We start from the raw sequence: 14,135 nt of genomic DNA, 5'->3' as shown, positions 1-14,135 counted from the left end.
TACGTACGTCCCCGGTGTAGGCCGGGTAGCGCGGGTCGCGCCCGCGGGATTCGTCATGCCACAGCACGTCCTCGTTCCACTCGACGGTTCCGATCACGCCTTCGCAGGCCTCGAGTACAGCCTCACCGCGTTTCCGGACGCGGACATCAGCGTCCTCTACGTCGTCGATCCAGCGCTCGATCACGACGCCTCGGCCGGTTCGGGCGAGTCCGCGATCGACCGCGGGGAAGCACGCGGCGAAGAAATCCTCGAGCAGGCACAAGAGCACGCGTCGGAACACGGGCTCTCGGTCGACACGTATCTCCGAACGGGCCGTCCCCACAACGAAATCCTCGCCATCGCGAACACGGACGTCGATCACGTGGTCCTCGGGAGCCACGGTGACTCTCCTATCTCCCACCCGTTCCTCGGCCACGTAAGCGAAGCCGTCGTTCGGCGAGCGCCGGTATCGACCACACTCGTCCCCGAGTCGACGGCGGCGCTCGGAGAGCGGACCCTGCCGGGAGAGATCCTCGTTCCCCTCGACGGCTCCGAACAGGCCGAGGCCGCCCTCGAGTTCGCCCTCGACACCTTTTCGGATGGAGCGATCACCGCGTTCCACGCCCTCTCGTTGCCGTTCGACCGGCCGCGACCCGAGGTCGAGGGGACCTATCTCGAGGACGTCCTCGACGACCGGGAAGCACGTGCCGAGACGATCTTCGAGTCCGCGAGTGAGATCGCCGACGGCTACGACGCGTCGCTCGAGACCGAGACCGGTTCGGACTCACCCGCGACGGCGATTCTCGAGCGCGCCAGTGCTGACGACGTCGACCAGATCGTCATGGGGAGCCACGGGAGTACCCTCTCGACGCAACTGTTCACCGGCAGCGTCGCCGAACGGGTCGCCCGTCGGTCGCCGCGAACGGTCACGCTGGTGCGTGGCGCGCCAGCGTCCGAGTGACGATCCGGCAGTCTAGAGTGGGAGTTCGGTTGGGTCCTCAACGAAGATCAGCAACCACCACCTCCGCCGGGAGGTACCAGACTCGCTCGTGACGCGTCTCAAGCGGTCTGAACCCGGCTTCGGCGAGCGTCTCACGGAGGTAGATCGGCCGACAATCGGCTGCGGTCGGCGCGAGACGGTGGACGAGTTCGTACAGCCGTGTCACCGGACCAGCCGTCCGCCGGGAAAGCGCGACGACACAGATTCTGCCACCGGGATCGAGAATGCGACGCCACTCCTCGAGAACGGTGGGGATAGTGGGCGTATCGAACAACTCGAGAACGAAACTGGCGAACACGGCGTCGACGGCGTCGTCAGCGATGGGGATCGAGCGTGCGTCCCCTCGGACGATGTCGGCCGTCTCATCGAGTCCGCGTTCCTCGAGCGCCGCCTGCGTCTCCCGGCACATCGCCGGGGCGAGATCCAGCCCGACGGCCCGGCCGTCGGCTCCGACGTCGCTCGCGAACTCGACGAGCGCCCGACCGGTCCCACAGCCAACGTCGAGGACTGACTCACCGGGTTCGACGGCGAGGAGGTCGATCCCACTCGAACGAACCGATGCCTCGAACGGGTCGGCGAACCGGTCGTACCAGGGAGCGGCCGCCTCGTACCACGCCATCGCCGTCTCGGTCGAGCGCGAAACTCGTTCGATCGGTCCGGGTGGCCCGGCGGGCCGGGGTTGCTGGTGGGTACCGGATCGACCCTCCTGCTCCTCGGTGTCGACGGTCACTCGTCTTCGGCCTCGATCAGCGCGAACAGCTGATCGAAGTCGTCCGGTAACTGCCCGTCGACCTTCTCGATATTCCCGGGCGGGACGATCTCTGCGACCACGGCCATCAGCTGCTGGGCGTGGTAGTTCGCGTCGGATCGATCGACACCCTCCCGCTCGGCAACCCGGTCGAGAAACTCCGGATAGTCGAACCGCTGGCCGTGCTCGGCCTCGGTGAGGTACCGATCGATCTCCATCGGCAGCGGACTGGCGAGGTCTGTTGCCTCACCTTCCTGAAGCCGTTCGCCGAGGGTCGTCAGGACCGCCCTGGTGGCCCGGACTGCCTGTCCGAACTGGGCGTACTCGAGTCTGTGCTGAACCTGTCCAACGAATTCTTTGTAGTTCATGGTCGTGTGATCGAACTGATCGTCGTCTCGTCTGATCGAACTGGTCGTGGCCGTTTTCGTGCCGATAGCGCGAGGACCGACGGTCGCGACACCTCGGCGGCACGATCGTCGCTGTCGACGCTCACCCGCCGAGTTTCACCTCGTGGCAACGTCACTGGTCCGTCGATGAATCGTCGTGTCGGTCCTGACACGCGGCCTTCTCCGGCCACCGGCATAAACGTACGCCGGGCAACGTCTGGTGATCTGTCTCGCTCGAGCAACGGTTTACCCGTCGTGTACCCAATTCGTGATCAGCGTTCGTGTGGCCAGCTCGTGATCGTCTCGTAATCGCCGGGCGTGACCGGTCCGTCGAGAAGCGGGTCGTTCGTCTCGCGCATCCAGGCTTCGAGCTGTGCCGACAGTTCGAGGCGCTCTTCCTGGTAAGCTGGCTCGTAGGCGACGTTCTCGTCTTCCTGTGGGCTCTCCCGGAGGTCGTACAGTTCCTCGTACGGGCGCGGCGGCACCCCGTCTTCCTCGCGGACCATTCGTCCGGCCTCGCTCGCGAAGATGTCTTTCGTCAGGTAGACCTTCGGCAGGTGCCAGAAGTTCTTGACGTACTTGTACCGCTCCGTCCGGAGCGCACGGACGGGGTTGTACATGTCGTGCCAGGTCATCTCCGCGAAGACCCGCTCGCGGGGCTCGTACTCCTCGCCGGTCAACAGCCCCAGGAAACTTCGCCCGTCCAGCCCGTCCGGCAACTCGAGTTCGGAATCGAACGGATCGGTGTCCTCGCTCGGAGATCCGACCGAGTCGGCGTCACTCGCTTCAGTATCTTCACTATCGGCATCGGGTTCGGAGTCTGCGTCACTCGACCGGGGGTCGGCGTCGACCACCTCGAGGATCGTCGGTAGCACGTCGACGTTACTCACCAGTTCGTCGTAGGACTCGCCGCCGTCGGCGACGCCCGGATAGCGAACGATGAGGGCGGCCTCGAGACCGGCGTCCGTGCAACTCCCCTTCGCCCGCGGGAAGGCGATCCCGTGTTCCGTGGTGAAGATCAACAGGGTCTCGTCGGTGATTCCTGCGCGATCGATCGCGTCGCAGATCGTCCCGACGGCCTCGTCGAGCGCCCACACCATGCCGTGCATCTCCGCGAGGTCCTGGCGGATCCCACGTCGATCAGGCAGGTACGACGGCGGCCGGATCGTCTCGAGGTCGTCGGTCTCGTAGTGGTCGCTGTCGAAACCAAAGCGGCCGTTGTCCTCCTCGACGCGGTGACACTCGAAGAAGCCAATCTGGGCGAAAAACGGCGCTTCGTAGGCCTCGCGCTCGAGGAAGCCGGAGACGACGTCGGCGACGTTTCGCGCCCGGTTTGCCTGGTGGACCTCCGGCGAGACGCCCGGGTAGAGGTTCCCCTCCGAGTGGACGTAATCGAACTCGAGGCGGTCGGTGTCCTGGGTGATGTGCTGGAGCCCGAAGAGGTGGGTCTCGTAGCCGACGTCTCCGAGGTAGTGCGGGAGAATTCGTTCGCCGTCGTGGAGTTCCCACTCGCCGTGAGCGAGTCCCATCAGCCCGTTGACGTGGGGATATCGACCCGTGAAGAAGCTCCCACGACTGGGAGAACACTGCGGTGCCGTCACGAAGTGATTCTCGAAGCGAACGCCCGCTTCGGCGAGAGCGTCGATCTGTGGCGTCTCGATATCCGCGCCGTAACAGCCGAGGTAGCGACCGAGGTCGTGACAGGTGAGCAAGACGACGTGTGGTCGGCTGGGAGCCATGCCGCCTGCCTACCACGACCCGCGGGATAATCGTTGGTACCAGCGGTACCGGGCCCCGAGGTTCGTGGGCGCACCCTGTCGAGGAACCGCTCGGTACCGACTCGAGGTATCTCGTGAGACGGGACCTGTCGGTATCGACGGACCATGAACTATCTATTCCCAATACATGATGAAAATCTTAGAATGAATTTTCCCGTCCGTACCCACACTGGAGTAGTGTAGTCGTGGCCTACTCTCGAGATCGGTCGTCTACGGTCTCGAAGTGGTCGTTCTTCCGTCCAGTCTCGCGCCGACAGATTCTCGGCGATAGTACTTCTCTAATCGAGAGAGGAGCAGAATTCCGGCCCAATCGTCACCATCGAACCCATATGCGTCCAGATGACGTCGAAATCGCTTCGGAAAAAGGAAACGTTATGCAGTCAGCACTATTTCAATTCTTTTCAATAATAATATGATTCTGGCTCCGGATAGAGAACGGTGTGCTCGAGCCGAGGTCGACGGTGGTCAGTCCCACTACGGAGACGTTTCGTACCGTTCGAGTGCGGATTCGTCGGGCTCGAGCCCGAGGCCGGGATCGGTGGGCATCTCGATGGAATCGCCGTCGGGCTGGGGCGGCGAGTCGTAGATGGTGTTTCCGATCTCCCAGACGCTGTCGTGGAACTCGAGTACGGAGGCGTTGGCGACGCCACCCATGAGGTGGAGGTTCTGGAATGGCCAGCCGCCGCCGTGGGCGACGCGAAGGTTGAACGAGTCGGCCAGTCCGGCGACGCGCTGGGCCTCGGTGAAGCCACCGAGGAAACAAACGTTCGGGAGCGGAACGTCGACTGCACTGGTGGCGATCAGGTCGCGGTGGTTGAACCGAATACCTTCGTTCTGGCCGGCTGCGATCGGTACTCGCGTTCGCTCGCGCAGGTCCGAAAGCAGCGACGGGTCGTTCCCGTAGACCGGCTCTTCGAACCACATGATCGAGCGGTCGTCGATCCGGTTGCATAGCTCCAGGGCCTCCTCGAGCGAGTAGAGGTAGTTCGCGTCGATCGCGAGGTCGACGTCGTCGCCGATCTCGTCCTGGACGGCCCGGATGCGCGCCGCGTCGGCTCGCGGCGTCGCCCAGTCGCCTTTCCCGACGACGACTTTCACCTTCGTCGCACCGTCGTAGACCAGTTCGCGCGCGATTTCTGCCTGCCACTCGGGATCCTCGACGGGGTCACCGAGAGTGTAGTAGACCGGGACGGTCTCGCGGGCACCACCGAGCAATCGCCAGACCGGTTCGTCGTAGGCCTTGCCCTTGATATCCCAGAGGGCGATGTCGACGGCGCTTACGGCCGTACTCCAGGCGCCCGTCTGCGATCGCGGGTTAACTTCCCTGTGCAGCGTTTCCCAGATCCGGGCGGTGGCGAGCGGATCCTCGCCGACGAGTCTGGGTGCGAGTTCGTCGTTGACGAACGACGTCGTCGCGTTCGGGTGGAGATATCCGGTCTCGCCGTAACCGACGAGGCCATCGTCAGTTTCGATCGAGACGAGCGAAATCGTCATCTGGTCGTCTTCGTCGGGATCGGATCCGGAGACCGGAACCTCGTACGACGAAGCGTCTACATCTGTGATTTGCATGAGTTGCGTGGAGGGATGTGACTACTGAACAGGGGATCATATCAGTGTCGGTCCTGCAGTGTTCGACTGGCCACAGTGCCGACTCGAACGGTCGAGCGGGGCCGCTGGGGTAATAGCCACACCCGACACACTCGGTGCCCGGAAGATTCGGGACGGAACGGGACGGAACAGAAATAGCTTCAATGGAGGGATTCAGTAGTCCAGACAGGACCACTGATGGGAGTTCTCGTTTCACTGCGTAACGAAGTCACGGCGCTGTGGGCAGGCGGCACCGGGAAAGCACTCCTCGCCGTCGCGCTCGGCTGGGGGTTGCTCAACGGAACGCGAATGATTTACCCGGTGTTGCTCCCGTACTTTCGGGAGGAGTTTTCACTCTCGTACACGGCAGCCGGGTTTCTGGTTACGTTCATCTGGATGTGCTACGCGATCGGTCAGGCCCCCGGCGGCCTCATCGCCGATCGATTCGGAGAACGCACGATACTCACGGCGAGCGTGGTGATCGCTGTCGGGAGTCTCGCGGTCGTGATCGCGGCCCCGTCGGCGCTCGTCCTGTTCGTCGGGACGGGACTCGTTGGACTGGGGCTGTCGCAGTATCCGATCGCTCGCATCACGGTGCTCGCGAACCTGTATCCTGACCGGGTCGGACGCGTCATCGGCATCACGATGGCCTCCGGCGACATCGGCCAGACGCTCCTTCCCCCCATCGCAAGCGTGCTGGCAGTCGGACTCGCCTGGCAGGTCGGTCTCGGGTGGGTTATCCCGCTTCTCTGTCTCGTGGCGGTCGTCCTCTGGGTCTCCATCCCGTCGAAAGCGACGACTGACGACGCGGACGACGGTGAGACCGCGGGTTTCCGCGAGACGTTCGTTGCGCTACGGCGCCGATCCTACCTCTCGATGAGCGTCGTCCTGTTCCTGTTTATCTTCATCTGGCAGACGTTCTCGGCGTTCTATCCGACGTATCTGACCGTCGAAAAAGGATACTCACCGACCGTCGCAGGCGTCCTGTTCGGCCTCTTTTTCGCCCTCGGCGTCGTCATCAAACCGATCGCGGGGATGGCCTACGACAGCATCGGCGCGAAACGTTCACTCCCGGTGATCCTTGGAAGTGCCATGATCGGCCTCCTGATCTTGCCGTTTGCAGACACCACCGTCGCCATCCTCACTGCAACACTCTTTATCAGCACGATGCTCGGCTCCGGTGCGATCACGCAATCGCACCTCGCCGAAACGATTCCGCCAGACATGCAAGGGACCGGACTGGGAATGATCCGCTCGAGCGCGACGATGGCCGGGGCAACCGGACCGGTCGTCTTCGGCGTGATCGTCGACCGGGGGTTCTTCGACGAAGGATACCTCGTGCTGGCGCTCCTCGCGGGCGTCGTGACGCTGCTCACGCTGGTGATGCCTTACGAAAGTCGTTCGTCGACGTGAGTTCGTGACGTGCCGAGGCCGTTCCCAGTGATCGGCGTCCGGCACCGGAACTCGAGGAGAGCGGTGTGTTGTGCCGGCCGACGAACGGAACGGGCCGTTCGTCGTCGCCTCGAGGTTACGACGAGCGGATCGCCCTGACGAGCGGCGCGATCACGATGAGGATCGTCATCACTGTCAGCACCAGCGAGATCGGTTCGTCGACGAAGATGAGCAACGAACCGTCGGACAGCTGGAGCGATCGGACGAGGTTCTCCTCGGCGATCGGACCGAGGATGATCCCGAGGACGAACGCGATGATCGAGTAGTTGTACCGCATCAGGAAGAACCCGAAGATGCCGAACACGAGCACGGTGATCACGTCGAGCCAGTTTCCGCGCAGCCCGAGCGCACCGAGGGTCGCGAAGACGATGATAAGCGGGACGAGGTACGTCGTGTTGACCCTCGTGATGTACGCAGAGCGAGTCACGAGAAGCAGCCCGACGGCGAGGATGACCGCGTTGCCGACCAGCAGTGCGAGGAACACGCTGTATGTAATGTCGACGTTGGTCGTGAACAGTTCGGGGCCGGGGTTCAACCCGTGCATAACGAGGCCGCCGAGTAAGATTGCGGTCGCCCCGCTTCCGGGAATGCCGAACGAGAACGTCGGGATGAGCGATCCGGCGACCGTCCCGTTGTTCGATGCCTCCGAGGCGATCACGCCGCGATAGTTCCCCTCGCCGTACTCTTCTTCCCCGCCCCCGCTCCGAACGGCCTCGGCGTAGGAGATGAAGTTCGAAATCGACGCCCCGGAACCCGGAATCGCCCCGATCAACATACCGATGTATCCCGACTTGATCGTCGTGATCGGCGCTCGAACGACGTCTCTGGCACCGGAGAGAACGCTCCCGCTCATGTCGACGCCGCCTTTGGCGATGGTCCCTCGCTCGCCGATCAACTTGATCATCTCACCGATCGCGAAGATTCCGATCAGGACGGCGACGAAGTCGAGTCCGTCGAAGAGGAGGTACGAATCGAACGTGTATCGGGGCTGACCGGCGGCGACCGGGAACCCGATCGTCGACAGTAACAGCCCGAACGCACCAGCAGTGAGTCCCTTGACCATCGAGCCGCGGGCGACCACCGTAATTAGCGCGATCCCGAACAGCGCGATGAGGAAGTACTCGGGCGAACCGAACAGCAGCACGATCTGTGTCAGGTACGGCGTCAGCAGGAGCAACGTCACGATCGCGAAGAGTCCGCCGACCGCGGACGCCGTCGCCGAAATCGTGAGCGCGTCGAGCGCCCGTCCCTGTCGGGCCATCGGATAGCCGTCCAGCGTGGTCGCGGCAGCCGCGGCCGTCCCCGGCGTGTTGATGAGGATCGCGGCGATACTCCCGCCGTACATCGCGCCGCTGTAGATGCTGATCAACAGGATGATCGCGTCGGGTCCGTCGAGACGAATCGTCAGCGGCAACACGATCGCTAACCCGAGGTTCGGCCCCAGGCCGGGGATCGCACCGATGAGGATGCCCGCGAGCAATCCGAGGATCATCCAGCCCGGCGTCGGCCAGGAGAACAGGATCTCGAGGGCAGACAGCAGCGACCCCGTTACCATAGCTGTCCCTCCATCAGGTTCACCGGCAGTATCGCATCGAACGCGAGTGCGATGGCGATGCCAACGACGATCAGGGCGACGCCGATCGTCCGTTTGACGTCGAACATGACGACGTACAGTGCGAGAAAGATCGGCGTCGCCAGAACGAGCCCGATCACGTATCCGACGACGCCGTAGACGGCGAGCAGGCCGACCAGTAGAAGCTGCTGATACTGCTCGTCGTGTTCCGGGTCGTCACCCGGGCCGGGTTCGTCGGTGCGTGTCCGGGCTTGCTCTTCGACCTCCTGGACCGATTCGGTCTGGTCGAACATCGTCGAAGACTCGGAGACTGCCGCTTGCAACGTCTCGGGCAAGTAGCGCTGAAGCAACAGCAGGAGTATCCCACAGATCGTCACGATCGCTGCAAACCGCGGGAACAACGCTACCTCACGGGAGAACGTCGTCGACTCGAGTAACATGTAACTCGAGACGACGAGCATGAGGACGAGCATCACCGACTCGGGAGTCGCTCGTTCCCGGATCGACTGATAAATCGAAGAGGACATTTGGCGAGGCTGGTCTCCTACAGGTCGTCGATGTCGATAATCTCTGGGATTCGTTCCTGGTTTTCGACCAGTACGTCTTCGACGTAGTCTTCGCCGCCGAGGAATTCGACTTCGTTACCGGTATCTTCGGCCCACTCCTGCATCTCCTCGCTCTCGAGTGCCTCCTGGAGGAGCACCGTGAGTTCGTCGACGCGATCGTCGGGCGTGTCCGGTGGCGCCATGAACGATCGGAGGAAACCGCCCATGAAGTCGATGTCGACCTCGTGGCCGTAGTCGGTGTAGTTCGACAGGTCGGGGAACAGCGGCGTCCCCTCGCTGTGGAGTGCGGTGACGACGTCGATCTGGTCCTGGGCGTCTGCTGCAGCGGTATCCGTTACGATTCCGGCCGGGACTTCGCCACCGGCGATCGCTTCGATGATGGGCCCGCTGCCGTCGTAGGCGACGTAGCTGTCCCACTGTACGTCGAGTTCGTCCCGAATGAGTTCCGAGAGAACGTGGTTCGGTTCGCCGGGTTGCTGGCCGGCGATGTTGCTGATGTCGCCGGCGTCGTAAGCGTCGCTCACATCGTCCAATCCCTCGAAGCCTTCGTCAGGGTCGGTCGCCAGCACCCAGACCGTCCGGGCGTACCCGCCGATGTGTCTGAACTCGTCGATGGTGAAGCCGGGTTCCTGAATGAGGAAGTGCGAGACGGACGGGGAGTTCATCGGCGCGAGGTTGTACCCGTTCCCTTCGGAATTGTACAACTCCGTGATTCCGCGCATTCCCGCCGCACCGGTCACGTTCTCGAACTGCGCACCGACGTCGTTCTGATCGGCGATCGTCTGCCAGATCTGTCGCGTGAAGATGTCGGTACCGCCACCCTGCCCCCACGGGATAGTCACGTTGAAGTTCTCGGATGGGAACTCGTCGTCAGCACCATCGTCCCCGTTGTCGTCACCGAGACATCCCGTGAGGAACATCGCGGAGGATGCCACACTTCCCGCCGCCGCTACTCTGAGGTAGGACCTTCTAGAGTGCATGGAAGGACACAGTCATCACCACCTATTAAACATTGTGTTCGTATGTGGTATCAGTTATGAAAAATCCGTGAAATGAAGGGGCCTTATTTACCGCGAGTGGTCCGTGGAGGCATTCACGACCGGGGTACGGGTGATCGATCTGGGAAACTGGCGACCCAGGGTGAACCACCGAGACGGCGCACTCCCCACCGGTGGTGGCTCGTCTGGAGGTCACGTGTAACCGGCGGGTCGTTCCAGTAGTCCGTAGCACGGGCGTATCTACCAAGTCGACCAGCGAGCTGTATCAACGAGTGACCGTCCACAGTGGCGGAAAGGGATTGCACCCCGGACCGATTCGAAAACCGTGTATATACCGTCCCGGCCACCCCTGTCTCACCGCATCAGTTCGTACGGGACGTAGGTCGCCAGATCGGGGACCAGCACCACCAGCAGGAGTACGAGAACCAGCGGCACGTACCACGGTACGATTGCCCGCATCACTTCCTCGAAGGACGCGTCAGTGACCTTCTCGAGAACGAACAGGATCACGCCAAGCGGCGGCGTTAGCAAGCCGATCATCAGCGTAAATACCATCACGATGCCGAAGTGGATCGGGTCGATACCGACCGTGTCGACCACGGGCATCAACACCGGGACGAGAATCGTGATCGCCGCAATCGTCTCCATGAACGTGCCGACGATCAGGAACAACAGGACGAGTAATAGCAAGATTATCGTCGGATTGTTCGTCATCGCCGTAATCGCGTCAGCCAGCAACATCGGAAGGCGAAGCTCGAGAGCTACCAGACCATATGCTGCGGCGACGGCGATAATGAACGTCAGCGCGAACGTCTCGACGGTCGCGTCGCGGATCTCCTCGAGCAGTCCCGAGAGCGTGAGATCACCAGCGGTGATTCCCACACAGATCACGTAGACGACCGAGACGGCACCGGCTTCTGTCGCGGTGAAAAAGCCCGAGAGGATCCCACCGATGATGAGGATCGGGATTATCAACGCCGCGAACGCCCCGGAGAACGTTCTGACGACATTCACGAACTCGAACGCGCCGGTGCCACCGTAACCGCGCCGCCACGTGACGAGGAAGACCATCACGAAGAGGACGATCCCGAGGACGAGACCGGGGACGACGCCTGCGAGGAACAGCGTCGAGATAGACTCCTCGGCGAGAATGCCGTACATGATGAGCGGGACGCTGGGTGGAATGAGCGGACCGATGATCGAGGAGCTTCCAGTGATACCGAGTGCGACGTCCTTGTCGTAGTCGTACTCGCGCATTGCAGTGTACTCGATTCGGCCCAGGCCGGCGGCGTCAGCGAGTGCGAGGCCGGACATTCCAGAGAAGATCATCGAAGCGGTCACGTTTACGTATCCGATACCGCCTTTGATGTGGCCGATGATCGCGTTGGCAAACGCGAAGATATCACTGGTCATCCCGCTCCTGTTCATGAGCCGTCCAAGCAGGAGATAAAACGGAATTGCAAGCAGCGTGAACGTGTTCAATCCGTACAGTAATTGATTGCTGACGAGCGACGGATTCAGTGACGGCCCGAACGGGGAGAGCATGACCGTAAGCACGGTCAACCCCATCGCGACGGCGACGGGAACGCCGACTGCGTACAGGACAAGCAGGGTCCCGAGGAACAACAGCGCAATGAGGGCTAGTTCCATGGACCTCCCACCGTCTCGAGAGCGTCTCGAAACGTCGTTTGCAGGTACTCTCGATAGAATAGCTGAAGTTCGTAAATCAGCATACAGATGAGGCCGAGGGAGATTCCGAGGTAGAGCATGCCGCTGGTAACGAAGCCGACGCCGCCGAGACTCGACCCCCAGTTGCTCGCGATCGCCGGCATCGTCCCTGCGAGTGCAAAGACGAGAAAGACGACGACAAGCACGGAGCTCAGACAGTCGAAGGCCCGTCTGAGCGATGGTCGTCGCTCGCTGAGTTTATCGAGGACGAACGTCATCCGGATGTGCTCGCGATTTCTGGTCGCGACGGCGGCCCCGAAAAACGTCGCGACGATGAGGACGAACCGTGCCGCCGGTTCCGTCCAGGCCGTACTGATCGGGATGCTCAGTTGACGGGCGAATACCTGAAAGCTGGCAAGGAAGATCATTAGGGCGAACATACCAGCAGTGGTGAACAGGATCAGCCGGTCGAAGAGTGTCTCCTGGGAAAGATCCAGTGACTGATCGATCTCCATACCGGGGGCCTCACGTCGCGGTAAAATAAGCATTATGTTCAGCGGGATACGTGAGTTCCTTTCCCGTCTCCAGGTAGCGAATGGTCCAGACTGCTGGAAACGCGTCACCGGGATAGGTCGGACCTGGGAAGGAACCACCGCGACCGATGGATCACGGACGGTACTGGCGGCGTTCGATGTCAGGTCGTCGGTCGAACGCCGAGACAGGATGTGTGTGCCAGATTGCCCTGTGAGTGTCTGATCAGACGTTTCGCCAGTCTTCCCAGGTTTCGGCCCACTCGTCTTCGAACCAGGAGTCGATGACTGGTTCGGCAGCGTCTCGAAACGCCTGTCTATCGACGTCCTCAACGAACGTCATCCCTTCGTCGACGAGGTCGTCGATTCGCTCTTCTTCTCGATCGAACGCGGTTTCGTTCGCTTCTTCGGTCACCTCCGCAGCGACATCTTCGAACAGATCCTGGTCGGCCTCCGAGAGGTCCTGATACACGCTTTCGTTGATGTACAGGGCACCGGAGAACGGTGCGTGCCTGGTCGCACAGAGGTAATCCTGCACTTCGTAGTAGTTGAACGAGTGAATCTGCTCTACGTCACCTTCCGCGGCGTCGACGACCCCCTGCTGGAGGGCGCTGTATAGTTCGTCGAGTGCAACCGACGTCGTGTTGACACCGATCTCGCTCCAGATCTCGATCCAGCTGTCCAGCGGCGGAGACCGCATGTCGATACCCTCCACGTCGGCCGGCTCCTCGACCGCCGTGTTCGCCGTGAAGTATCGCTGACCACGGTAAAATCGCTGGCCGAGCTGGCGCTGGTTCCCGTTCTCGATGATCATGTCGTGTGACGGCTGGAAGAGGTCGCTCTCGAGGACGTCGAAGAGGTGATCCACGTCGTCCATGACGAAGGGCTGGTCGATGATGTAGTACTCCGGCGCGTACATGTGGATCGGGAGCCCAGCCCCGGAGTGCATCTCCACGAGGTCGTCGGCGACCTGTTCGGTGATCTCGTCTTCGGCACCGTAGGCGCCACCGGGGGACACCTCGATCGTAATCTCACCGTCGGTTTCTTCTTCGATCCGTTCGCTAAACGCTTCTGCGGCCTCGACGTTGATGTGACCGCTCTCGTAAGAGCTAGCGAGTGTGAAGTCGAGTCCACCGTCGTCGTCTGTACAACCTGCGAGTGCAGCGATCGCAACCCCACCTGTGCCGAGCGCTGCTCGGCGAAGGACGGTTCGACGGCTAGTCGTGTTCGTACCCATGGCGTCGAGTAGAGGTTTGGACCTTACCATGATAATTGTTGTGGACGTTTTCGCCCCGCTCTGCGAACCGGGCGCTTTCGGGTCGGGTGGCCAATCGTAGCCTGACCGACCGAGAGTGTTGCAGCCGTGATCCCCGCCAACCAGCCTCGGGAGGTACCTTTTTCATCGCCTCACCCGTATCGACCGGCCATGGACGCAATACTGGTGGTTCTGCTCGACGAGTCGCCCGACGAAGAGTTGCTCGCTGCAGCGAACCGCCACTGTCTGGGGACGGATACGACGGCCGTCGTCAGCCGCTTCGTCGACGAAGCACGGTATCAGAGTAGCCTACAGCAGGACGTTCGTTCCGGTAACGATCTCGAGGACGTCGACGACCTCGAGGAACGTGCTCGCGAGACGGCCGCCGCAGTGGCGTCCCAAGCGTTCGACGACGCTGTCGAAACGAGTGCCCTCGGCGTCGTCGGGACGCTCCCAGAGAGCGTTCTCGAGACCGCTGCGGAGAGCGACTGCGGGCAGGTCTTCCTGACTGGCCGCCGCCGATCGCCGGTCGGGAAAGCCGTCTTCGGCGACGTCGCCCAACAGATCATGCTCGAGTTCGATGGGCCGGTCACGATCACGACGGTCGGTTCCTGA

Annotated in this window: 13 protein-coding genes; 3 read left to right on the top strand and 10 right to left on the bottom strand. The window is 62.1% G+C overall.

The window, feature by feature from the left end; genetic code table 11:
• Positions 1–55 precede the first annotated feature (55 nt).
• Positions 56–940 carry a universal stress protein gene (locus B1756_RS15660; protein WP_086889400.1) on the top strand — a complete coding sequence of 295 codons (885 nt, stop codon included), beginning with the start codon at positions 56–58 and terminating at the stop codon, positions 938–940.
• Between the two features lie 37 nt (positions 941–977).
• On the opposite strand, the gene B1756_RS15655 is transcribed toward B1756_RS15660, so the two are convergent.
• The 4 genes from B1756_RS15655 to B1756_RS15640 form a co-directional block, all read right to left on the bottom strand.
• Positions 978–1,709, bottom strand: coding sequence for a class I SAM-dependent methyltransferase (locus tag B1756_RS15655; RefSeq protein WP_228434395.1), 732 nt, complete (start codon positions 1,707–1,709; stop codon positions 978–980).
• Positions 1,706–2,095: a DUF2267 domain-containing protein gene (locus B1756_RS15650; RefSeq protein ID WP_086889399.1), complete on the bottom strand. Its 390-nt coding sequence runs from the start codon at positions 2,093–2,095 to the stop codon at positions 1,706–1,708. Before B1756_RS15650 ends, B1756_RS15655 begins: the two co-directional genes overlap by 4 nt.
• 290 nt (positions 2,096–2,385) lie before the next feature.
• Entirely contained in the window at positions 2,386–3,852 is a 1,467-nt protein-coding gene (locus B1756_RS15645) for a sulfatase family protein (protein ID WP_086889398.1), read from the bottom strand.
• Positions 3,853–4,365: 513 nt separating this feature from the next.
• Positions 4,366–5,460: a mandelate racemase/muconate lactonizing enzyme family protein gene (locus tag B1756_RS15640; protein WP_086889397.1), complete on the bottom strand. Its 1,095-nt coding sequence runs from the start codon at positions 5,458–5,460 to the stop codon at positions 4,366–4,368.
• Positions 5,461–5,676: 216 nt separating this feature from the next.
• On the opposite strand from B1756_RS15640, the gene B1756_RS15635 reads away from it, so the two are divergent.
• A complete protein-coding gene (locus B1756_RS15635; protein ID WP_186336470.1) occupies positions 5,677–6,891 on the top strand; it encodes an MFS transporter in 1,215 nt (404 codons plus the stop codon).
• A gap of 115 nt (positions 6,892–7,006) precedes the next feature.
• Here the strand turns inward: B1756_RS15635 and B1756_RS15630 are convergent, their stop codons facing one another.
• From B1756_RS15630 to B1756_RS15605, 6 genes are all read right to left on the bottom strand, one after another.
• Positions 7,007–8,485 carry a tripartite tricarboxylate transporter permease gene (locus B1756_RS15630; RefSeq protein WP_086889396.1) on the bottom strand — a complete coding sequence of 493 codons (1,479 nt, stop codon included), beginning with the start codon at positions 8,483–8,485 and terminating at the stop codon, positions 7,007–7,009.
• Complete coding sequence (locus tag B1756_RS15625; RefSeq protein ID WP_086889395.1) at positions 8,479–9,030, bottom strand: tripartite tricarboxylate transporter TctB family protein; 552 nt, start codon at positions 9,028–9,030, stop codon at positions 8,479–8,481. The genes B1756_RS15630 and B1756_RS15625 overlap by 7 nt, the downstream gene beginning before the upstream one ends.
• Before the next feature lie 17 nt (positions 9,031–9,047).
• Positions 9,048–10,049 carry a Bug family tripartite tricarboxylate transporter substrate binding protein gene (locus B1756_RS15620; protein ID WP_086889394.1) on the bottom strand — a complete coding sequence of 334 codons (1,002 nt, stop codon included), beginning with the start codon at positions 10,047–10,049 and terminating at the stop codon, positions 9,048–9,050.
• Positions 10,050–10,421: 372 nt separating this feature from the next.
• Positions 10,422–11,717: a TRAP transporter large permease gene (locus tag B1756_RS15615; RefSeq protein ID WP_086889393.1), complete on the bottom strand. Its 1,296-nt coding sequence runs from the start codon at positions 11,715–11,717 to the stop codon at positions 10,422–10,424.
• Positions 11,708–12,250, bottom strand: coding sequence for a TRAP transporter small permease (locus B1756_RS15610; RefSeq protein ID WP_161493194.1), 543 nt, complete (start codon positions 12,248–12,250; stop codon positions 11,708–11,710). The genes B1756_RS15615 and B1756_RS15610 overlap by 10 nt, the downstream gene beginning before the upstream one ends.
• A 241-nt stretch (positions 12,251–12,491) precedes the next feature.
• Entirely contained in the window at positions 12,492–13,502 is a 1,011-nt protein-coding gene (locus B1756_RS15605; RefSeq protein ID WP_086889391.1) for a TRAP transporter substrate-binding protein, read from the bottom strand.
• A 189-nt stretch (positions 13,503–13,691) separates the two neighbouring features.
• Here B1756_RS15605 and B1756_RS15600 point away from each other — a divergent pair, with 189 nt between their 5' ends.
• Positions 13,692–14,135, top strand: a complete 444-nt coding sequence (locus tag B1756_RS15600; protein ID WP_086889390.1) for a universal stress protein — start codon at positions 13,692–13,694, stop codon at positions 14,133–14,135.

Source organism: Natrarchaeobaculum aegyptiacum, assembly GCF_002156705.1.
GTDB classification, from domain to species: Archaea; Halobacteriota; Halobacteria; order Halobacteriales; family Natrialbaceae; genus Natrarchaeobaculum; species Natrarchaeobaculum aegyptiacum.
This window is presented reverse-complemented; position numbering and strand designations above follow the sequence as displayed.